This window comes from Luteibacter sp. UNCMF331Sha3.1 (assembly GCF_900109915.1).
Lineage (GTDB): Bacteria > Pseudomonadota > Gammaproteobacteria > Xanthomonadales > Rhodanobacteraceae > Luteibacter.
The window spans coordinates 1-20,918 of record NZ_FOBU01000004.1 but is presented as its reverse complement, the minus strand read 5'-3'; the positions used below and the strand labels follow the sequence as shown (position 1 = coordinate 20,918).

General features: G+C 69.4%; 16 protein-coding genes. 1 reads left to right on the top strand and 15 read right to left on the bottom strand.

Going from position 1 to position 20,918, the window contains the following annotated elements:
- Window positions 1-21 precede the first annotated feature (21 nt).
- Window positions 22-1,398 (top strand): ATP-dependent RNA helicase DbpA, encoded by a 1,377-nt coding sequence (dbpA, locus tag BMX32_RS16755; RefSeq protein ID WP_089980949.1) that lies wholly within the window; start codon window positions 22-24, stop codon window positions 1,396-1,398.
- Window positions 1,399-1,411: 13 nt separating this feature from the next.
- Here dbpA and BMX32_RS16750 read toward each other — a convergent pair whose 3' ends face one another.
- The 15 genes from BMX32_RS16750 to BMX32_RS18760 all read right to left on the bottom strand — a co-directional run.
- Complete coding sequence (locus BMX32_RS16750; protein WP_089980948.1) at window positions 1,412-2,314, bottom strand: hypothetical protein; 903 nt, start codon at window positions 2,312-2,314, stop codon at window positions 1,412-1,414.
- The gene (locus tag BMX32_RS16745; RefSeq protein WP_139206773.1) at window positions 2,311-3,780 is read right to left on the bottom strand and encodes a hypothetical protein; all 1,470 of its coding nucleotides are present in this window, start codon (window positions 3,778-3,780) and stop codon (window positions 2,311-2,313) included. The genes BMX32_RS16750 and BMX32_RS16745 overlap by 4 nt, the downstream gene beginning before the upstream one ends.
- Complete coding sequence (gene hrpB, locus BMX32_RS16740; protein ID WP_089981240.1) at window positions 3,735-6,245, bottom strand: ATP-dependent helicase HrpB; 2,511 nt, start codon at window positions 6,243-6,245, stop codon at window positions 3,735-3,737. Before hrpB ends, BMX32_RS16745 begins: the two co-directional genes overlap by 46 nt.
- 42 nt (window positions 6,246-6,287) lie before the next feature.
- The gene (gene gspD / locus BMX32_RS16735; RefSeq protein ID WP_089980946.1) at window positions 6,288-8,516 is read right to left on the bottom strand and encodes a type II secretion system secretin GspD; all 2,229 of its coding nucleotides are present in this window, start codon (window positions 8,514-8,516) and stop codon (window positions 6,288-6,290) included.
- Between the two features lie 40 nt (window positions 8,517-8,556).
- Window positions 8,557-9,327, bottom strand: coding sequence for a hypothetical protein (locus tag BMX32_RS16730; protein ID WP_089980945.1), 771 nt, complete (start codon window positions 9,325-9,327; stop codon window positions 8,557-8,559).
- A complete protein-coding gene (gspM, locus tag BMX32_RS16725; protein ID WP_089980944.1) occupies window positions 9,324-9,920 on the bottom strand; it encodes a type II secretion system protein GspM in 597 nt (198 codons plus the stop codon). The genes BMX32_RS16730 and gspM overlap by 4 nt, the downstream gene beginning before the upstream one ends.
- Window positions 9,907-11,139 carry a PilN domain-containing protein gene (locus BMX32_RS16720; RefSeq protein WP_089980943.1) on the bottom strand — a complete coding sequence of 411 codons (1,233 nt, stop codon included), beginning with the start codon at window positions 11,137-11,139 and terminating at the stop codon, window positions 9,907-9,909. The genes gspM and BMX32_RS16720 overlap by 14 nt, the downstream gene beginning before the upstream one ends.
- Window positions 11,136-11,990: a type II secretion system minor pseudopilin gene (locus BMX32_RS16715; protein ID WP_089980942.1), complete on the bottom strand. Its 855-nt coding sequence runs from the start codon at window positions 11,988-11,990 to the stop codon at window positions 11,136-11,138. The genes BMX32_RS16720 and BMX32_RS16715 overlap by 4 nt, the downstream gene beginning before the upstream one ends.
- Complete coding sequence (locus tag BMX32_RS16710; protein ID WP_089980941.1) at window positions 11,987-12,652, bottom strand: prepilin-type N-terminal cleavage/methylation domain-containing protein; 666 nt, start codon at window positions 12,650-12,652, stop codon at window positions 11,987-11,989. The genes BMX32_RS16715 and BMX32_RS16710 overlap by 4 nt, the downstream gene beginning before the upstream one ends.
- Window positions 12,649-13,095: a prepilin-type N-terminal cleavage/methylation domain-containing protein gene (locus BMX32_RS16705; RefSeq protein WP_089980939.1), complete on the bottom strand. Its 447-nt coding sequence runs from the start codon at window positions 13,093-13,095 to the stop codon at window positions 12,649-12,651. Before BMX32_RS16705 ends, BMX32_RS16710 begins: the two co-directional genes overlap by 4 nt.
- Window positions 13,092-13,532, bottom strand: coding sequence for a GspH/FimT family pseudopilin (locus BMX32_RS16700; RefSeq protein WP_089980938.1), 441 nt, complete (start codon window positions 13,530-13,532; stop codon window positions 13,092-13,094). The genes BMX32_RS16705 and BMX32_RS16700 overlap by 4 nt, the downstream gene beginning before the upstream one ends.
- Window positions 13,533-13,559: 27 nt before the next feature.
- Window positions 13,560-13,985: a type II secretion system major pseudopilin GspG gene (gspG, locus tag BMX32_RS16695; protein WP_089980937.1), complete on the bottom strand. Its 426-nt coding sequence runs from the start codon at window positions 13,983-13,985 to the stop codon at window positions 13,560-13,562.
- 26 nt (window positions 13,986-14,011) lie between these two features.
- Window positions 14,012-15,229, bottom strand: coding sequence for a type II secretion system inner membrane protein GspF (gspF, locus tag BMX32_RS16690; RefSeq protein ID WP_089980936.1), 1,218 nt, complete (start codon window positions 15,227-15,229; stop codon window positions 14,012-14,014).
- 12 nt (window positions 15,230-15,241) lie between these two features.
- Window positions 15,242-16,957, bottom strand: a complete 1,716-nt coding sequence (gspE, locus tag BMX32_RS16685) for a type II secretion system ATPase GspE (protein WP_244511598.1) — start codon at window positions 16,955-16,957, stop codon at window positions 15,242-15,244.
- A 209-nt stretch (window positions 16,958-17,166) separates the two neighbouring features.
- Window positions 17,167-20,918 (bottom strand): YadA-like family protein (locus BMX32_RS18760; RefSeq protein WP_170843718.1); only part of this gene is annotated, 3,752 nt, incomplete at its 5' end.

The following is a 20,918-nucleotide window of genomic DNA, read 5'->3' as shown; positions in this document are numbered from 1 at the left end:
CCGGCGTGCGATCATGGGCGCATGAACGACTTCAGCCAGCTCGGCCTCGCGCCCTCTCTCCTCTCCGCCGTCGAATCGCTGGGTTACGCGACGCAGACGCCGATCCAGCGCGAAAGCCTGCCGGCGATTCTCGATGGGCGCGACGTGATCGCGCAGGCGAAGACCGGCAGCGGCAAGACGGCCGCGTTCGGCCTCGGCCTCCTGCACCGCATCGACGTCGCGCAGATCCGCCTGCAGGCGCTCGTGCTCTGCCCGACGCGCGAACTCGCCGACCAGGTCAGCAAGGCGATCCGCCGCCTCGCGGTCAACATCCCCAACGTGAAGCTGCTCACTCTCTGCGGCGGCATGCCGCTCGGGCCGCAGCTGGCGTCGCTGGAACACGATCCACACATCGTCGTCGGCACGCCGGGACGCGTGCAGGAGCACCTCAAGCGCGGCAGCCTGCACGGCGGCGGCATCAAGGTACTGGTGCTCGACGAAGCCGACCGCATGCTCGACATGGGGTTCGAGGAAGCGATCGACGACATCGTCAAGCGCATCTCGAAACACCACCAGACGCTGCTCTTCTCGGCGACGTATCCCGATGCCATCCGTGCCGTGAGCGGACGCGTGCAGACCGATCCGGTGACCGTGACCGTCGAGACGTCCCACGACGATTCCACGATCGAACAGCGCGTCGTCGAGGTCGAACCTCCGGTCAAGATGGACGTTCTCGCGCGTCTTCTCACGCAGGAGAAACCGGAAGCGACGCTGGTCTTCTGCAACATGCGCAAGGACACCGAAGCCGTCGCCGCGGAACTCGACCGCCGCGGCTTCTCGGCGCTCGCACTGCACGGCGATCTCGAACAACGCGACCGCGACGAGGTGCTGGTGCGCTTCGCGAATCGCAGCTGCTCCGTGCTCGTGGCGACCGACGTCGCCGCGCGCGGCCTCGACATCGCCGGCCTGCCGCTCGTGGTCAGCTACGACGTCGCGCACGATCCGGACACGCACACGCATCGCGTCGGCCGCACCGGGCGTGCCGGTGCGAGTGGTCTGGCGATCGTTCTCGTGAGCGCGCGCGAGCTCAACAAGCTCCGCGCCATCGAGGAACGCCTCGGCGCTCCCCTGCCTCGTCATCCGGCGAAGCCCGCCAACGAGGCGCGCAAGGTGCTGAACCTCGCACCGATGAAGACACTCGTGATCGATGGCGGACGCAAGGACAAGATGCGTCCCGGCGACATTCTCGGCGCCCTCACGGGCGATGCCGGTCTCGACGGCAAGGACATCGGCAAGATCGATGTCTACGCGACCCGCGCGTATGTCGCGATCCGTCGCGACCTCGCGAACAAGGCACTCGAACGCCTGCGCGCCGGCAAGATCAAGGGCCGCAGCTTTCGCGTGCGGCCCCTGGGCTGAGCGTCTTCCTCGTCTAAAGTCTCGGGCACATCGACGTGGATGCCTCGTCGGTGCCTTCGACTTCGGCACTCGCCCTGACGACGTGGGTCGGTGGCGCAAAGGTCGTGGTCAACTCGTCGACCAGAACGTGGCGCATGCTGCGGATGACCGCGAGCGCGGGGGTCATGGTCCGCGACGAGTTGGGGCTTCCTTCCACGTAGTTGATGTGCACGTCGGCATCGGCTTCCGTGGCGAACTGCCGGAACGCCGCCGAGCAGGACGCGCACGGCACCTGGCTGACGAAACCGAGAAGCCGCCCACCGGCACGCACCTGCCCGCTGGCGATGTCGCGCATGATGGCCTGGAGTACCTTGATCTCCGCGTCGTTCGTGCGGTGCGGGGTGTTCGCCGTCGGCGGCTCGGGCGTGACGTGGGAGCCGTCGACGGGTCCCACGGACCCGAAGCTCACGATGTCGTCCGTGTTGAAGTAGTTCTGGACGTTCGCCGGCACGACGAGATTCCGCGGGCCACGGTAGCTGGCGTTGACCAGATCGGGGAAGGGTCGTCCCGACACGCCGAGGTAGATGCGCGTGTACTCCGTACCGTCGAGGGTATAGCTGTACTGGAAGTGGGAGAACGTCGCGCGCCGCAGTTGCTGCTGGAAGCGCAACAGTTCCGCCGCGTCGGCGGCACGACCGCCGTGCGCGGCGAGGCCGTCCTCCAGCCAGCGACGCATGCCGAACGCGTAGCGTCGCATCGGCACGCCGAGCCACGTCTGCATGATGTGGTCGTCGTCTTCGACGATCGGCAGGAGAGTGACCCGACCGGCGGGATCGCTTCCGGCGAGAGCCGGCGTCGCAACGAGCCACCCGGTGGCGAGCAACGCGATCCCCACCATTCTCGCGCGCCTGCGCATGCCCTTCGATGCGTGCGTCATGGCGTCCTCCCGCAGCGTTGCGAGAACAGATTGCGAACCAGCACGTCGCCTTGTCGCGCCGGCAGTTGATTCGCCGACAGCAACTGCAGGGCAGCCTTGGCATGCACCGTCTCCAGCGTGATCGCCTGGCCCATCCGATCGATGAGGGGAATGCCCAGATGCCCCTGGCTGCTCGACACCAGCGGTCCGGCAAGTTGCTGCAGCGTCGTGATGTTCGCCCCCGCCGGAATCGGGCCGATGGCCATGAGCTCGTCGATGATCGACCGGGCGTACCACCGGTAGATCGCGCGATCGGTCGCATCGGTGAAGCACAGGGGGCGACCATCGCCGTCGCCGGCCCCCGCAACCGCCGGGTCGTGCTCGCCATTCGCACGACAGGCATTCGTCCCCCGCGGCATGGCCTCCTGGTAGGCCGCGGCGATGCGACCGAGCCGCAGTGTGGCGGGCAACTGGCGGAAGCCGTAGAGGTTGGTGCCGGCAGGTCGCCAGCCCGACAACTCACCGTCCAGGAGCTCGATCAGGTAATGGAAATCGAACTTGCCTGGCTGGCCGTGGCGTGCCGGGTCGAGGAAGCGACCCATGACGTCGACGCGCAGTCCGCGGATGTACCAGAACGTCCGGGGTGTCGCGATGAGGCGTTCGCGAAGCAACTGCAGAGCGAGCGCATAATTGGCCTGAATCGCCGGGTGACCGATGTCGAGCACGCCGTGCATGCATGCCTTGTAGATATCGGGATCGATGCCGGCCTTCATGATGTGCGGAACACCCCAGGCGGCGCTGCGCAGCTCGTCCGGCACCGGCGCCCCGCGCATCGGGCCCACTTTCGTGAATCCAAGATCCCAGACTTTCCATTCGTGTAGCTGCCGCTGGGTGACGGGCCCATGGCTGCCGGACAGTACCTGCAACGCCCGCCTCTCCGACGCGTCGGGGAGCGACAGCTCGACCGACACCAGATCGGCATACGGCGTCTCCTCGCCTCCCAGCACCCATCGTGCGTACGACGCATCCGTCGATTCATTGAGGTAGGCGAGCAGGCGTCCGTCGCGAGCGTGCTCGCGGAGCAGCGTCATCAGCGCGTCCTGGCCGACCGCATGCGTCGCTTCTTGCCCCGCATCGATCGCGTACATCGTCGACTCGTCGAACGACGCGCCGGCAACGGTCGTGGCGCCGAACAGCGTTGCGAGCGCGAGGGTCCGCGAGCGTCGACGCGCCCGCCGGTATCCCGCGGAAGAGGACGCACGTTGCGCGTCCCGGGGTAACGAAGTCATGATTTTCCCTATCGAACACCGCGACGATCGCGGCGTCGCCATTCTTCGATGCTCACGGGGCGACGCGTAGCGTCGGCCGCGGGCGCGCAGAGTCAGTGCGGCCCGAACGTCCGGTGGGTTTCGAACCACGAGCCCATCAGGGCAACGTCCTGTCAGGTACCGCGCGGCTTCGCACGATGGGTCGCCGTCGCGGTCCACGGATCGTCGGGCCAGGGATGCTTCGGGTAGCGTCCCTTGAGCTCCTTCTTGACTTCCGGGTACGTACGGTCCCAGAACCCCGCGAGGTCCTGCGTGACCTGAATGGGCCGCCCCGCCGGCGACAGCAGGTGCAGCATGACCGGCACACGACCGTCGCCGACGCGCGGCGTGTCGGCGAGGCCGAAGAGTTCCTGCAGCTTCACGGCGAGCACGGGCGGCGCCGCCGGATCGTCGTCGCGCGTGCCGTAGCTGAGACGCCGCGTCATGCCGCTGGGCACGGTGAGCGCTTCCGGCGCATGCGCGTCGAGCGCGCGACGCTGGTCGTAGTCGAGCATCGCCGACAACGCCTCCGAAAGCTCGGCCGCCTGCAAGGCTTCCAGACGCCGCTTGCCAGCGAGATACGGCGATATCCAGGCCTCGAGCGTACCGAGCAGCGCGTCGTCCCCGACGTCGGGCAGGCCCAGTTCGGGACGCCACGCGCGCAACGCGCCGATCCGCGCGCGGAGCAGCTGCGCATGGTCGCTCCACGGCAGCGCCGTCATCCCACGACCGCGGATCGCGGCGAGCAGAAGCGGCTGCGCATCGCTCGCGTCGACGGCCACTGGCTTGCGCGAGACCACCAGCGCATCGAAACGGCGCTCTTCGAATGCCTCGGCGATCTGACGCTGTTCGTCCCAACGCAGCACGCGTTCGGTCACGAAGCGGTCGGCATGCTCGCGTTCGAGCACGCCGGCATCGAAGGGCGCGCCGGCGAAAACGAGGCTGTCGCGCGCTTCGAGGCGGAGATCGAGCACGACGAGCCACGGCTCGCCATGCAGTGCGCTCGCGTCGTGCAGGCGGGCGCCCCTGCCGTTCGCCAGCGCGTAACGCGTGGGCTGCGCATCATCGCGCCTGGCGACGCGATCCGGGAACGCATGAACGAGAAGATCGCCCACGGTGTGCGCATCCGGCACGCCACTCGCCGCCGTGCGCACGCCGAGCCGGCGTCGCCATCCGGCCGAGGCCTTTTCGATGGCCGCGAGCGCACCGACGTCCGCGCTGCCTGAACGCGCGGCGCGGGCGCCTCCGTCGCGCCAGAGGTGCAGCGCCGCGAGTCGCTGGCGAAAATCGTCCGTGCGCCCTTGCTCACCGCGCAGCGGCGAGCGCGCTTCGACGAGCGCGAGCAGGTCGGCGGCGAGCGCCCGTCGCTCCGGTGGGGCGCGCAAGGCCGCGGCGGCAAGGCGAGGCGCCGCGCCGAGCGCCAGCATCTCGCGGCCGAGCGCGGTGATCGCCGACGCGTCGTCCATCGCGCCCAGCCGGCGCAACAGGTCGCGAGCCTGGGCCATCGCGCCCGCGGGCGGCGCGTCGAGCCACGGGAGGTCGTCGGTGCCCCAGCCGGCCAGTTCGAGCGCCAGCCCCGAAAGTTCGGTGTGCTCGATTTCCGCGCGACGCGAGGCGTCGAGCCGGCGGCTCTGCGGCCAGAGGCGATAGGCCACGCCTTCCGCGACGCGACCGGCACGGCCAGCGCGCTGGTCCGCCGACGCCTGCGATATCGTCACGGTTTCCAGCCGCGCGAAGCCGGACTGCGGATCGAAGCGCGGTTCGCGCGCCAGCCCCGCGTCGACGACGGCCCGTATGCCGGGAAGCGTGACACTGGATTCGGCCACGTTCGTCGCGAGCACGACGCGGCGCGTGCCGGGATCGGCGGGGGTCAGCGCCAGCTGCTGCTCGGCCAGCGACAGTTCGCCGTGCAACATCACGACATCGATGATCTCCGACTGTCGTTCGAGCATGCTGCGGGCACGCTCGATCTCCCGGCGCCCCGGAAGAAACGCGAGCACGTCGCCATCCGTTTCGCGCAGCGCCTGACCGACCGTGCGCACCAGATGCTGCTCGACCGTTTCCTGCGTCCTCGCAGGCGGATGCTCGATCCGCACCGGAAAGCTTCGTCCCGGACTGCTGATCCGCGGCGCGCGCAGCCACTGCGCGACGCGCTCGCCGTCGAGCGTCGCGGACATGACCACGATGCGCAGATCGGGACGCAGGCTGGCCTGCACGTCGAGCGCCAGCGCGGCGCCGAGGTCGCCCGGCAGGTGGCGCTCGTGGAATTCGTCGAACAGGATCGCGGCGACGCCATCGAGCGTGGGATCGTCCTGGATCATGCGCCCAAGGATGCCCTCCGTCACCACTTCGATACGTGTGCGCGGACCGACGCGCGACTCGAAGCGGATACGGTAGCCCACCGTCTCGCCGGGCTCCTCGCCCAGCTGACGCGCCATGAACGACGCGGCGGCGCGCGCCGCGATGCGGCGCGGCTCGAGCATCAGAATCCGGCCGCCGCCGAGCCATGATGCATGGAGCAGCGCCAACGGCACCTGTGTGGTCTTGCCCGCACCGGGAGGCGCTTCGAGCACGAGTCGCGGACACGCGGCCAGCGAGTCGACGATGTCCGGCAGGAGCGGGGAAATGGGAAAGGCGGTGTGCATGCGCCCGCTATGGTACGCAAGCACGCGCTCCACCGCCTTCGTTCAGGTCTCGCCCGCCGCTTTCTCGTCCGGTGCCTCGCTGCCCACGGCGGTCACCTCGAACGGGCGGAGCGTGCGGAAGGCACGGCGATACTCGTCCGAGACCCGCTTCGCGTCGTGTCCGTTGGCGATGACGGTCGGCGTGATGAGCACGATGAGCTCACTGCGGACGTTCTGCTCGTCGCGCTCGGAGAACAGGTTGCCGAGCAAGGGAATGCGCGACAGGAAGGGCACGCCGTTCCGCAAGCGGCGCTCGTCTTCGCCGATCAGGCCGCCAAGCAGTACTGTCTGTCCGCTCTGGACAGCGACCTGGGTCGTCAGTTTCTTCTTCGAGATGGGGAGGTTCTGTCCCACGCCGTCGGGATCCACGCTGCTCACTTCCTGCGCGACATCGAGATAGACGAGGCCACCCGGATTCACGCGCGGCCGGACATCGAGAATCACGCCGGTGTCCTTGTATTCGACCTGCGTCACCGGCGTGCCGCCGCCGGCCGTGGGGCTGAAATAGGTGGAGTTGACGGGGATCTGGTTGCCGACCTGGATGCGTGCCTTGCGGTTGTTCGCGACGACGAGCGAGGGCGCCGACAGCGTCTTGGTATTGCCGTTCATTTCCATCGCGCGCAGCACGACCTGGAAATCCTTGTTCACGAACGAATACTGGAAGGTCTGCGGCCGGGCGTTGATGCTGCCGGCACCGCCAAGGGCCCAGCGTTGCTTGTTGCCGGGCTGTGTCACGGCGCCATTGCCGCCCGCCAGGCCTTCGAGGTACCACTGCACGCCGAACCGGAACGCGTCGCGCAGGCGGACCTCGAGAATGCGCGTTTCGATCTGCACCTGAAGAGGCACCGCGTCGAGGCGCTCGATGGCCTGGCGGATCTCGTTCCACTGCGACGGCCGGGCGCGGACCATCAGCTGGTTGTTGGCATCGATCGCCGTGATGCGAAGGTCCTGTCCGGCGGATCCGCCACCGCCCGACGGAGCCGGAGGCTGGAAGAACGTCGTGTCGTCGTCGCCAGCCACAGCGGAACCCGCGCCGGCAGCGATCTTTCCGCCGTCGGTCTCGCCGTCGAAGCCGCTGGCGGTTCCGATCTCGCCCGCAGTCAGGCCGGGGCCGACCTTGCCGCCCTGCCCGCCCTGATCGCCACCGATCGATCCACCGAACACGTTGGCGACATAGCGCGCCACGTCGGAAGCGAGCAGGTTGCGCACGTCGTAGACGAACAGTCGCGGCTCGTTGCCGCCACCGCGATCGATGCGGTCGATCCAGTCGCCAACCTGATCCAGATGCCGGGCCTGCGTCGAAATCACCACGACGGCGTTCGTCCGCTCGATGGGAATGAAGCGGAGCATGCCCGCTACGGGCGTGCCGCTACCGTCGCCGAAGACCGCCTCGAGCGCGGGGAGCACCTCGCCGACCGTCGCGTTGCGCAGGCTGAACACACCGACCGACATGCCCGATACCCAGTCGACGTCGAACGTATCGATCGTTTCGCCGTAGTTGGCGAGTTCGTCGCGTGTGCCTGCGATGACGAGCAGGTTGCGCGACGGGTCCGTAAGCAGGATGGCGTCGGCCGCGGCGAAAGGCGCCAGCAGCTTCGCCATGGCCGGCGCCGCCACGTGGCGAAGCGGGAACAGGCGGGCGCCCATGCCCACGGCGGGCTTCGCCGCTTTCATGGACGGCACGAGACGTCCGGCCACCGCCTGCGTCGACGGCACGATGCTGTAGCGCCCGTGCTCCTTCACCAGCGCGTTACCGGTCCAGGAGAGCAGCGTTTCGAGAATGGGCAGCGCTTCGTCCCTCGCCACGGGCTTCGCGGTCGAGAACGACACCGAACCTTGTACGCCGGGCGCGATGGAGTAATTCGCATCGAGAAGGTCGCCCAACACCGCTTTCACGACGGCTTCGACGGGCTGATCTTCGAAGTTGAGCGTGACCGCGTCGCTGCCGCGCGCTTCGGGGCGCGGTGCCTTCACGGCATGGGGGCGTATGAAGGTTCCCGTGCCGCGGCTCACTTCGCGCGCGATGCCCGTGGACTGCCGGTCTTCCATGGCCTCGGACGCCTCTACCGCCCCGGTCGACCGCACCAGGGGGAGGGTCTCCGGAACGGCACGGTCCACACCGACGAGTGCCTCGCGCTGAAGCCGCCCGTCATCCCTGCGCACATTTTGCGGGGCGCAAGCCACCGTCAGCAGGGCCGTGACGACGGCCGTGCCGATCATGCTGGTTTTCATGGTGTTGCTCCTCCTTCCCTGAGGGCGCGTCGTGCGCCCGCTACTGCGAATCCATGGCCTGCTGCCGCTGCTGCTGTTGCTCCATGCGGCGTCGCTGCACGGCTTGTTTCAAAGCTTCGACACGTGCCCGCTGAAGGGCGTCGTCGTCCTGGCGAGGTGGTGCGGTACGTGCGGCGTCGGTCGGCGGACGTGGCAACGCCGGGCCCGTCATGCCTTGTCCCCCCGCCTGCTGCACTTGCATGCCGTTACCTCCCGACGCCGCGGGTCGCGTCGGAACCTGACCGGGCGCACCCGGCACACCCGGCCGCGGCGGTGTCTTCGCCGTCGCCTCGGGCGCGGCGACTTTCAGCGTGAGCTCGCGATGCTCGCCACCGTTGTCGAACACGGCACTGCGTGCGGTGAGCGAGGTCAGCGTCCAATGACCATCCGTGAGCGCGGTGCCTTCCTTCACGCGCACGGTCGTGTCCTTGCCGCGGTCCCTGAGCAGCGCCATGCGCAGGCCGGGCGTCATGATGATGCCGGTGAGTTCGAGATCGCCGATGTTGCTCGACGCATCCTCGCCGTCGGTCGCGGCGACCGGCTTGCGATCGGCCATGAAGAGCGGACGCTGCCAGACTTCCGAAAAACGAGCGAGCGGCGACGGTGGCGGCATGGTGAGCGCGCGCACCGGCGGCAGCGGCTCGGGCGTTCCTGCGTCGTCCCAATGCACGCCTCTGCCGACACCCAGTACGAACGATGCGCAGACGACACCGAGTGCTGCCGCCACGATAACGAGCAAGGGCGTGAGACGGCGCTGACCGGCGGCGTTCATGAGGCCTCCTTGGCCGGGCGCGCGGCGTGGATGTAGCCGGAGACCGTGAATTGCACTTCCATCGGCGCGTTGCCGCCGGCGCGTGCTGCGACCGGATTGCGATAGATGCTGAAGTCTTCGATGAACAGGTAGGGCGTTTCTTCTTCGATGTCGTGCAGCACGGCGGTCATTGGCTGCATCTGGCAACGCAGGCTGATGTTGACCGTGACCTTGCGATACGGTTCGCCCGCTTTTTCCTGGCTGGGCACCGGCATCTTCTGCACGACGTCGCAGGCACCGTCTTCACGATGCGCCGCGGCGACATCGACGATCCGCTGCATCAGTCCCGCGGCCGCGGCGTTGGCGTCGTCGCCCGGAAGGAACGCGTCGCTGTGCGTCTGGCCCTGCTCGAGCGCCGCGATGCGCTTTTCGAGCTGAGGACGTTCGGCAATGGCCGAGGCGAAACGACGCTGCGTGTCGCGAAGGTCGTCCATCTCGTCGCCCATGGCCAGCTGCGGCGCCACGAACCACCAGTGCACGAGACCGACGTAGGCGATCGCTAGGGCCACCACGAGCAGCAGGATCGCCGCGACACGCGATTCAGCGGGCTTCATTCGCACGGGACGCCTCCTTCTGTCCGAGGGCGGCGGCCGGGGCCGTGGAGGCGGTCGCGGCGCCCGCGGGCGTGGCAGCCGGCTTCGCGGCGGCCGGCTCCGGCTTCGGCATCAACGCCTTTGCCTGCATGTAGAAACGTTCCTTGCCCGACGTGGGATCGCTCTGGATCGTGCCCTGGAAACTGGGCTCGCCGATGGTGGCCGCGCCTTTCAGGGCGTCGATGAGTCGAGCCGCCTGCGGGCTCTGCCCCTGGAAGCCGATCTGACCCGTGCCGTTGAGCGTGAAGCGCTCGAGCCAGGTGTCGTCGGGGAGACGTCGCGTGAGGTCTTCGAGGACGGGCAGGACGGACGGTGCGTCAGTTTTCTTGCGTGCGAGGAAGCCGGACGCGCCGGCACTGTCGGTAAGGCGCTGGCGAAGATCCTTGACACGCGCGGCATCGCCACGCATTGCCTCGACTTCATCGCGCATGGCCTGCAGCGCGACGGCGCGGTTGTGCAGCCATGCGGACATGCAGGCGACGACGAGCAGGACGATGACCGCGAGCAACAGCGCGTTGAGCCGGCGGCGCCGGTCGGCACGACGCGGGATTCGCGCGGGCGGAAGCAGATTGACACCGGCGAGCGCCGGACCCTCGGCCACGTCGACGCGGTCGGGATGGATGCCGAGCCCGGCGAGTTCGTCGAGCAGTGGGTCGAGGCCCGCACGCGGGGTGGCGGCAAGCTCGGCGACGAAGCGCCCTTCCGGGCCGCCTTCGCCGAGCTCGCGCACGCCAAAATGAATGTCGTCGGCGCGGAACGGCGTCTGCCGGTCGAGATCGTAGCCGACGACCTGCCGCAGGTTGTCGCGCGCGGCCAGCGGGAGCACGAGCCGGCGGCGAAGCACGGCCGCCGGCGGCAGAACCAGGGCGATCCGGCGGTCGGCCGGGTCGGCCTCGTCGAGCGCCCGGGCGAGCACCGCGGATCGGTGCTCCGCGGTATCGGCATCGCCCGCTTCGCCGACGGCGAAGGTTTCACCGGCGCGACGGAGACGCCATCCATCGGCGTGTCGCTCGATGGCGTACCAGCGCTCGCCGCCCGCGAAGGCCGCGCGCCACCGCACCGGCACGAACGCCGAAAGCTCGCCACCCCACCAGCGCAGGAAGCCAGGCAGCGCGCTACCGCGCCAGGCACGGCGCAGGCGATCGAGCTGTAGCTGCGATGCGTCCTGCCAAGTGGTCATTCAGTATCTCCTTCGCGCCAACGCAACACTGCGTAGGGCTGATTTCCGGATCTTATCCCACGGAGTCGGATCGTCGATGTAAGGGAACTCCTGGTCCCGTCGTCAAGGATCGCCTCCGCCAGTATCGTGTGCGTGACACCGTTACCACCGGCCATCGCGCCGACGTTGCCTTGCGAGCGGGTCGCGAGGATGGCCGCCGCGCCCGCGCCGCCGAGGCCGGGAATGGCCGCGAGCGCCAACGGCTGCGCGTGCTCGGTGTTGGGACGCTCGCGTCCCGACCAGATGGTCAGCGCGGGAGCGACCGCGGCCCAGGTCGTCGCATCCATGCCCAGCACCATGCGCGCCTCTTCCACCGTCGCGAAGGGACCGTTGCGCGGCCCGTATGCCAGGCCGGCGGCCTCGTACTGCGGCTTCTTCGCGCCGTTGGGCGACGCCGCGTCGCCCGGCCGGCGCCAGTCCTGCACGGCCGCGGCGAGATCGCGCGCCTTGTCGTCGTTCGCGCCCGCCGCCTTGAAGAGACCGCTCAGGACATCGCCCGACGCGGCGTTGAGGTCGACCTTGCCGTCTTCGTCGACGATCGTGATGTTCACGGTCGCGTCGTCGAAGGCGAAGACGTACGGCCGGCCGTCCGCTATCCAGCGCGATGCCGCGTCGGGTGTCTGCAGCCCTTCGATCGCGCGCATCACGCCTGCCTCCGCCGCGTAGTGCGCGCGGGTCTGCGCGAACTGGTAGCGCGCCTGCAGACCTTCCGTGCGCGCGAGCGCGGCGAAGCCGCCCAGCATGATCGCCAGCAGCGTGCAGCCCCACAGTACGATCAGCAGGGCGACGCCCCGTTGGTGGCGGCCACTCATCGTTGCACCGCCTTTCGCGTGCTGCGGTAGAGGGTGAAGCCGTTGCGCGACGCCGACGCGTCGATACGCAGAGGCGCCACGAGTGCGGGAAAGGCGACGTTGCCCTCCGTTTCCAGTTGCACGCGCACCAGCGAGGGCGTGCGGCGATTGTCCGTCCATTGCTCCTGCCAGTCGCCCGGCTTGCCCTGATCGTCGAGGCCCCGGTAAGCGAACGCGCCCTTGCGGATGCCGCGCAGGAGGACTTCCGGCTCGCCGACCGGCTGGGGCTCGCCGCCGTCCGGTGGCAACATCGCCAGCACGACCTCCAGCCGCAGACCCGCCTGCCCGTCGTCGACGAGCGACACGGTATGCAGCTGCGGCCCGAGCCTCGACAGGTAGCCCGGCATCGGCGCGACGAAACGGAACGACCGGTCGTCCCCGGCGAACACCAGCGGGTCGCCGTCGTCGTTCTGTCCGAACGGTATGACGAGCGCCTGCGCCAGCTCGCCGCGCAGATAGGTCTGCGCCGAGCGTATCTCGTCCATGCGCTCGATCGCGGTGCTGCCGCTGCGCACGATGCGCGTCGCGGTCGAGATGCCGGAATACACGCCGAGCAGCACGATCGTCAGCAGCGCGAGCGCCGCCAGGACCTCCATGAGGCTGAAGCCGCGTACGTGTCTCATGGCGGGTTCGCCCCGCCCGCGCCCGCGATCCGCAGCGTGGAGAAGCTTGCGTGACGCTCGCTGCCGCCCGGCCCCCAGATCACGTCGAGGTCCAGGCGATACATGCCGCCGCGCCCGTCACCCGCATCGTCGGGCGTCGTGTCGTCCGGCGCGCGGTAGCGCGCCACGTTCATGCGCCAGCGATAGGTGTCGTCGAAGCGACCCTCGCTCACGCCCTCCTGGATCGGCTCCATCACGAACGCGCCGTCGAGCAGCGTGCGCGCACGCAAGGCGGCCTGCGTGCGTTCGTTCGCACGCGCGGTGAGGCTCATCGAGCTGCCGGCGACCTGCATCAGCGCGGCGAACGCGATCGCCAGGATCGCGATGGCGGCGATCACTTCCAGCAGACTGAAACCGCGCTGCGCCCGCCCTGCCCGCAAGGTGCGGTTGAACGCGGCCCTCATCGCGTATCCACCACGCTGACCGCGCCCGTGAGCCAGCCGACGTTGACGTGCCACTCCCGCGCGCCGCGTTTGAGCGTGATGCGCCCGCCGGTCGAGCTGCCATCGGGAAAGAAACGGATGCGCCCCGTCGTCGCGTTGACCTGGTCTTCGCGCGCGCTGGTGATCGAGACGCGCATGTCCTTTGGCAGGCGAACGTTCGCCTTGCCGGGCGGCGTGTACGTGGCGGCGGCGGTGTCGACTTCGAGGGCGAGGTTCTCGCCTTTGACGATCGCCTGCGCGCGCGTCCAGCGAAGGGCCGCCGCGAGCTCACCGCTCGCGGCATTGACCCGCGCGCTCGCGAGCCCCTGCGTCACCGGGATCGAGACCGCCGCGGCCGCGATCCCGATCAACAGGATGACGGCCAGCATCTCGAACAGCGTGAATCCGCGCGCGCGCATGGCCGGTCATTCCGTCCCGAAGGTCCGTTACTGCCAGTTGCCGACGTCGGCGGAGTAGCCTTCGCCGCCCGCCTTGCCGTCCTGCCCGTAGAACACGACGTCGAAGCTGCCGTGCTCGCCCGGATAGCGGTAGCCGAACGCGTGACCCCACGGGTCCTTGAGGTCCGATTCCTTCGCGTACGGACCCTGCCAGTTGCTGGCGTCGGCCGGCCTGGTGGTCAGGTCGTCGAGCGAGTGCGGCGGCGTGCCGTTGTCCAGCGCGTAGTTCTCGATCTTCTGGCCGAGCGTCGTCAGCTGCGCCTTGCCTGCGCCGTACTTGCCCTTGTCGACGTTCTTGCCGACCTGGGTCACGACGATCGCGCCGATGATGCCGATCAGCACGATCACGGCCAGCATCTCGAGCAGGGTGAAGCCGCGTGCGTGACGGGAGCGGAGGTTGGGATTCGCGCGCATGGGGAAAACTCCTTGAAACGGTATCGTCAGTTGATGTTGCTGGTGAGGCTGAGCAGGGGAAGGAGGATCGCCGCCATGATGAAGGCCACCATGACGGTCATGACGATGGTGAGGGCCGGCACCAGCGCCGCGAGCAGACGGTCGATCGCACGCTTGGCTTCGACGTCGAAGGTGTCGGCGACCTTCAGCAGCATCGTGTCGAGCGCACCGGCTTCCTCGCCCACCTGGATCATCTGCAGGGCGAGACGCGGGAATCGTTCGGTATGGGCGAGCGACGATCCGAGACCCGCACCGCCCTTCACCCGCTCGGCCGCCTGTTCCAGCGCGAGGTCGAGCGCGCGGTTACCGGTGACCTGCCGGGCGATCGCCAGCGACGAGAGCAGCGGCACGCCGTTCTTCAGCAAGGTACCGAGCGTGCGCGCGATACGCGCGGTTTCGACCTTGAGCAGCAGGGGACCCGCGACCCGCATCGTCAACAGGCGGCCATGGAAGGCGAGCCGCGTGTCCGGGTCGCGCAGCCGCAACCGCACGAGTACCACCGCTACCGCGAGCAAGGCGAGCATCGCCCACCACCAGTCACCGATGGCCGTGCCCATCGCCAGCACGACCTGCGTGATCACGGGAATCGGCACCTGCATGTCGGCGAAGATCGGCACGAACTGCGGCACCACGTACGCCAGCAGCAACACGAGCGAACCGAGCACGCCGACCATGAGGAAGGCCGGATAGATCAGCGCGTTGACGATGCTGCCCCGCAACGCCTGCGCGCGTTCGAGGTAATCGGCGAGACGGCGCAGCGTTTCGTCCAGCGAACCGCCGGCTTCGCCCGCGCGCACCAGGCTGATGTAGAGCCGCGGGAAGACGCCGTTCTCTTCGTCGAGCGCTGTCGACAGCGTCGTGCCGCCCCGCACGCGATCGCGGATGCGTTCGACCATGTTCTTCGCACGCTCGCCCTCGGGAAGGTCGAGCAGGATGCCCAGCGCGCGATCCAGGGGCTGCCCCGCGCCGAGCAGCGTGGCGAGCTGGTGCGTGAACTGCGCGAGCTGGTCGCCGGTGAAGGGCCCCTTGCGGAACAGCGCGGCGAAGCTGCCGCCGGTGCCCTCGCCATCCGCGGGCACCGCCTCGATCGGCGTGTGCCCCTGGTCCTGCAGGCGGGCGACCACATCCTCCACGGACGCGGCTTCCATGCGGCCCGTGAGGGCTTCGCCGGCGGCACTGATGGCGCGGTATCGGAACTGGCTCATGAGCGGCGTTCCTTACGATTCCTGCGTGACGCGCAGGACCTCTTCGATCGTGGTGATGCCCGAGACGGCCTTGGCGAGGCCGTCCTCGTACATCGTGCGCATGCCTTCGGCGCGCGCCTGACGCTCGATCTCGCCGGCGTCGGCGCGCTGCATTACGAGGCGACGCAGCGGGTCGCTCATCACGAGGAACTCCATGATCGCGCGACGACCGCGATAGCCGGTGGGGTTGGCGGCGCTGCTGCCGGGCTTCCACAGGCGGATCGGGCGCTCGTCGGTGTACTTGTGCAGCTCGAACTGCTCGATCACCTCGGGCAGCGCTTCGTAGGGCACCGCGGTTTCCGGATCGAGGCGGCGCACGAGGCGCTGCGCGAGGATGCCGTTGACGGTGGAGCCCAGCAGATAATCTTCCACGCCCATGTCGAGCAGGCGTGTGATGCCGCCCGACGCGCTGTTCGTATGCAGCGTCGACAGCACCAGGTGGCCGGTGAGCGCGGACTGGATCGCGATGCGGCAGGTCTCGAGATCGCGCATTTCGCCGATCATGATGACGTCGGGATCCTGGCGGACGATGGAGCGCAGGGCACCGGCGAAGTCCAGTCCGATCTGCGGCTTCACCTGGATCTGGTTGATGCCTTCGATCTGGTATTCGACCGGATCCTCGACGGTGATGATCTTCACGTCCGGCGTGTTGATCTGCGACAGCGCGGTGTAGAGCGTCGTCGTCTTGCCCGAACCCGTGGGGCCGGTGACGAGCAGGATGCCGTGCGGCCGGTCGAGGACGTCGACGAAGCGGTCGCGGAAGTGATCGGTGAAACCCAGCGACGCGAAATCGAACACGATCGACTCGCGATCGAGGATACGCATCACCACCGACTCGCCGAAGCTGGTCGGCACCGTCGACACGCGCAGGTCGAGCTCCTTGCCCTGCACGCGCAACTGGATGCGGCCGTCCTGCGGCAGGCGGCGCTCCGCGATGTTGAGCCGAGCCATGATCTTCACGCGCGAGATGACCGCGGCGGTGGAGCTCGACGGCGGGGCCTCCACCTCGTGCAGCACGCCGTCGATGCGATAACGCACCTTGAGGCGATTCTCGAACGGCTCGATATGCACGTCGGACGCGCGCTGTTCCACCGCGCGCTGGAGAATCAGGTTGACGAGCCGGATGACGGGCGCCTCGGACGCGAGGTCGCGCAGGTGCTCGACATCGTCTTCTTCGGCGGCGCTGCCGTCGAGACTCTCGACGATGCTGCCCATGGCCGAACGGCCCTGCCCGTAATAACGCTCGATGAGGTCGTCGATTTCGGAGCGAAGACCCACGCGCAGGTGGACATCGCGACCCGTCGCGAGGCGCACGGCCTGCAGCGGGTAGGGATCGGCCGGGTCGGCGACCAGCAGCGCGAGCCCGTCGTCGCCCTCGCGCACGGGTACCACATGGTATTGCTTGAGGAATCGCACGGACAGTTCGGTGTCCGCGGGCGGCAGCTCGGGGGCGTCCTTGGCCGCGAGCAGCGTCAGTCCGAGCAGGTCGGCCCACGCGTCGGCAAGGTCGCGCTCGGACACCAGGCCCAGCCGGGCCATCAGCGCCGTGAGGGTGCCTTCCGGTGTTTCGTCGTGCAGGCGGCGCGCCCGCGCGAGGTCGGTGTCCTTCAGCCGTCCGTGCGCCACGAGGTGCGCACAGACCTGGGCTTCTCCCGGTTCTCCGGTAAGCATGTCCCTTTGCTCGGTCATCGCAGACATGCCATCTCCACACGGTCCGTTGATTGCGTCGTTTCGTCCGGTCGTTCCTGACCGGGCGGGGGCGCTATTGGTAGCACATACGGTGCGTCGACGGCGACCGTGGCAGCGACATTCCGCGACCTGGCGCAACAAGAAAAGCCGGCGTCGCCGCCGGCTTTCCAAGGGCTTGGCGGCAACCCGTAGGCCGCCGCCGGGTGCACTTACCAGCCCACGCCTACACCCACACCGCCGGAAGACTCACCGCCGCTGACCGCGGCACCGAAGGTCAGGCTGGCGTTGGACGAGATGCTGCGCGAGTAGCCGACCGACAGCGCTCCCTGCCCCTTGTACCCGCCGACACCCACGCCGAGCCGGTTGTCGCCATTGACGCCCTGCGTGCTGAACGCCATCTGCGACATCGCCGCGCCCATCGCACCGACCTTGTTCAGGCGGTCGTTGAGGTTGCTGAACCGGCGATCGACCGTCCGCTTGTACTCGTCGAACGCTCCGCCGCTCACCACGTCCCCGAACTTCTGGTCCGTGTAGGCCTTGGCGCTGTTCAGCGTCGTGGCGTCGCCCTGGTCGGCGTACGACTTGGCGGTCGTCAGCGCCTGGTCCACCTGGCTCACGTTGGCCGCGTCCGTCGGTGCCACACCGGCGGCGACGTTGGTGATCGGGGCGTTGCCGCCATCGATCGCCGCCGCCGTGATCGGCAACGCCGCCGCGGCCGTGGGCGCACCGCCGGCCACCGGTGCCGCGACGGCGGCGGCCACTTCGGGCGTCGCCGCGGCCGTCGTGACCGCGGCGGCGGCGATCGTGCCGCCCCCACGCGGCGGCGTGCCGCCAGGAATGCCCGTGCCACCGCTGCCCGACTTCGATTCCAGCGATCCCACGCGGCTGTTGAGGGAGCCGATGGCGCCGTCCAGCGCACCGACCGCGTCGCCCACCGAGCTGTACGCCGCGCCCTGCACCCGATAGCTCGGGCCCACGAGGCCGTTGGCACCCATGGTCGCACCGCCGCCGAGCGCCATCGCGACGGCATTGCCGGCGGCGTTGGACGATCCGGCGAACGCGCCGCTCAGCGCGCTGTTCAGCTGACCGAGGTTCACGGCGTCGTTGGTCTGCGTGCCGGCCGCGACGTTGGTGATCTGGCGGTTGTTGCCCGCCGAGCCCACCGACACCGTGTTCGCACGCGTCGCCAGCGACCCGCTGCCGAGCGCGACCGAGTTCGCCGCGAGCGCGCGGGCGCTGTCGCCGATGGCGGTCGCTCCGGCCGCGCCGGCGTTGGCCGATGCACCGATAGCCGTCGCCGATTCGCGGCTCGCCGTGGCGAACGCGCCCTGTGCGGTCGACATGTCGCCGGTGGCGCTGCTGGCCGCACCCGTGGCCGTGGCGAACGCACCGGTGGCACTCGCGTCATCGGAACCGTCGCCGGCGCCGGTCGCCGCGACGTAGTGCTGCGCGGCGCTCGTGCTGTCGGAGAGCGCGTTCAGCTGGTTCACGTTGACCGCGTCGGTGCCCTGCGTGCCGGCGGCGACGTTGGCGATCTGTCGTGCGCTGCCGGCCGTACCGACGGAGACCGTGTTGGCGCGGTTCGCCACCGAGTTCGTGCCGAGTGCCACACTGTTCGCCGCCGACGACGTCGCGTCCGCACCGATCGCCACGCTGCGGCTCCCCGTCGCCGTGGAGAAATCGCCGACCGCGACGCTGCTCGCTCCCGACGCCCAGCTGTTGGTACCGAGCGCCGTGGCGTTGACGCCCGGTGCGTACGCGAAGTAACCGACCGCCGTGCTACCCACGCCTTCCGCACCGGCGATGGCGCCGAGCGCGGTGGCATTGTCCGCCGTCGCCTGCGCACCGCCACCGAAGGCGGCGGCGTTTTCACCCGTCGCGCCGGTGAAGATCTGGCCGACGCCTTCGAGGTTGCCCGGTCCGCCCACCGCGACCGAACCCGCACCCGACGCGGTGGTGGAGGTACCCACCGCGGTCGAGTAAGCGCCCGTCGCATTGGCGACCGCGCCGAGCGCCGTCGACTGGTTGCCGCTGGCGTAGGCGCCGACACCGACCGAGGTCGCCGCGAAACCACCCGCCTGCGAACTCGCACCGACCGCGGTACCGCCGACGGCGGCCGTGGTCGCGCCCGTGTCGATGGGATTACCGTTGCCATCCGAAATCAGCGCGTCGCCGTTCGCATCGACCGCGTTGCCGCCGACCGCCACGCTGCCCGGACCGGCCGCCTGCGCGCCGGCACCGTAGGCGGCACTGTTCTGTCCCGACGCCACCGCACCGTAACCGGTCGCCGTCGACTGCTGTCCCGTCGCCGTCGCGCCGCTACCGTAGGCGCTGGCACCCGCCGCACCCGCGAACGCACCCGACCCGGACGCCGTCGCGTTATCGCCGAGCGCCTGCGCGTCGTCGCTGCCGTCCTTCAGGCCGTTGGCCTTGAAGTAATGCGACGCGTCGCCGACGCTGTCCGATACCGCGTCGAGCTGACTCTTGTTCACCGCGTCGGTCGATGCCGTACCGGCCGCGACGTTCGTGATCTGCCGCTCGGCACCCACGTCGCCCACCGACACCGTGTTGTCGCGATCGGCGTAGGAACCGGCACCCAACGCCACCGAGTTGGCCGCGCCGGCGATCGCCGACTCGCCCACCGCGGTGCTGCTGATGCCGTCCGCGTAGCTGTTCCAGCCCAGCGCGGTCGCGTAGTCCGCCGTGGCCCATGCGCCTGTGCCGAACGCCGACGCACCGGTGCCCGTGGCCTGCGCCGGGATGAGTCCGAAGAACGTGCTGCCACCGACGGCGACGCTCTCTTCGCCGGTTGCCTGCGCGCTCTCGCCGATCGCGACGCTGCTCGTGCCCGTCGCCGCGCTCTGCGTGCCCACCGCTGTCGAAAGATCGCCGATGGCGTTGGCCACCGCACCCACCGCCGTGGCCTGCGAACCGCTGGCATAGGCACCGACGCCGAAGGACGAGGCCGCGAAGCCGCCGGCCTGCGCGCTCGCGCCGACCGCGGTGCCACCGATCGCCGCCGTCGTCGCGCCGGTATCGACCGGCACACCGCCATTGGTGATGAGCGGATTGCCGTCTTCGTCGACCGCGACACCGCCGACCGCGACGCTGCCCGGACCGGCCGCCTGCGCGCCGGCACCGTAGGCGGCACTGTTCTGTCCCGACGCCACCGCACCGTAACCGGTCGCCGTCGACTGCTGGCCCGTCGCCGTCGCGCCGCTGCCGTACGCGCTCGCGCCCTGCGCACCGGCGAACGCGCCCGAGCCCGAGGCCGTCGCGTTGTCGCCCAGCGCCTGCGCATCGTCGCTGCCGTCCTTCAGGCCGTTGGCCTTGAAGTAGTGCGATGCATCGCTGACGCTGTCCGATACCGCGTCGAGCTGGCCCTTGTTCACCGCATCCGTCGCTTCCGTGCCCGCCGCGACGTTGGTGATCTGCCGCTCCGTGCCGACGTCACCCACCGACACCGTGTTGTCGCGATCGGCCGTGGAGCCGGCGCCCAGCGCCACCGAGTTCGTGCCCAGCGCCCAGGCGTTCGCACCCAGCGCCGTGCCGTTGTCCGCGAGTACCCAGCTGCCCGAGCCGATCGCCGTGGCGTTCACCGCCTCGATACCGAACAGGCCGAAACCCGTCTCCGCGTAGTTGCCGATCGCGACGCTGCCTTCGCCCGCCGCGCTCGCGCCGCCACCGATCGCCGTCGAACCGGCGCTGTAGGCCGCCGTGCCGTAGCCGACCGCCGTCGACAGTTCGCCATCGGCGAACGCCTGCGCACCGTTCGCGACCGCACCCGCACCCGACGCCTGCGAGAGGAAACCGCTCGCCGTCGACTGCTCGCCCTGCGCGAACGCCGCCGTGCCCAGCGCCGTGGCGAACTGGCCTTCGGCCTGCGCGCTCGAACCCACCGCGGTCGAGGCCAGGCCGGACGCCTTCGCCGGACCCACCGCCTCGCCCGTCGCCGAATACG

What these genes read in the sequence shown, in the direction of transcription:
- dbpA (WP_089980949.1), top strand. Translation starts at nt 22, where the DNA reads ATGAACGACTTCAGCCAGCTCGGCCTCGCGCCCTCTCTCCTCTCCGCC.
- BMX32_RS16750 (WP_089980948.1), bottom strand. Translation starts at nt 2,314, where the DNA reads ATGACGCACGCATCGAAGGGCATGCGCAGGCGCGCGAGAATGGTGGGG.
- hrpB (WP_089981240.1), bottom strand. Translation starts at nt 6,245, where the DNA reads ATGCACACCGCCTTTCCCATTTCCCCGCTCCTGCCGGACATCGTCGAC.
- gspD (WP_089980946.1), bottom strand. Translation starts at nt 8,516, where the DNA reads ATGAAAACCAGCATGATCGGCACGGCCGTCGTCACGGCCCTGCTGACG.
- BMX32_RS16730 (WP_089980945.1), bottom strand. Translation starts at nt 9,327, where the DNA reads ATGAACGCCGCCGGTCAGCGCCGTCTCACGCCCTTGCTCGTTATCGTG.
- gspM (WP_089980944.1), bottom strand. Translation starts at nt 9,920, where the DNA reads ATGAAGCCCGCTGAATCGCGTGTCGCGGCGATCCTGCTGCTCGTGGTG.
- BMX32_RS16720 (WP_089980943.1), bottom strand. Translation starts at nt 11,139, where the DNA reads ATGACCACTTGGCAGGACGCATCGCAGCTACAGCTCGATCGCCTGCGC.
- BMX32_RS16715 (WP_089980942.1), bottom strand. Translation starts at nt 11,990, where the DNA reads ATGAGTGGCCGCCACCAACGGGGCGTCGCCCTGCTGATCGTACTGTGG.
- BMX32_RS16710 (WP_089980941.1), bottom strand. Translation starts at nt 12,652, where the DNA reads ATGAGACACGTACGCGGCTTCAGCCTCATGGAGGTCCTGGCGGCGCTC.
- BMX32_RS16705 (WP_089980939.1), bottom strand. Translation starts at nt 13,095, where the DNA reads ATGAGGGCCGCGTTCAACCGCACCTTGCGGGCAGGGCGGGCGCAGCGC.
- BMX32_RS16700 (WP_089980938.1), bottom strand. Translation starts at nt 13,532, where the DNA reads ATGCGCGCGCGCGGATTCACGCTGTTCGAGATGCTGGCCGTCATCCTG.
- gspG (WP_089980937.1), bottom strand. Translation starts at nt 13,985, where the DNA reads ATGCGCGCGAATCCCAACCTCCGCTCCCGTCACGCACGCGGCTTCACC.
- gspF (WP_089980936.1), bottom strand. Translation starts at nt 15,229, where the DNA reads ATGAGCCAGTTCCGATACCGCGCCATCAGTGCCGCCGGCGAAGCCCTC.
- gspE (WP_244511598.1), bottom strand. Translation starts at nt 16,957, where the DNA reads ATGACCGAGCAAAGGGACATGCTTACCGGAGAACCGGGAGAAGCCCAG.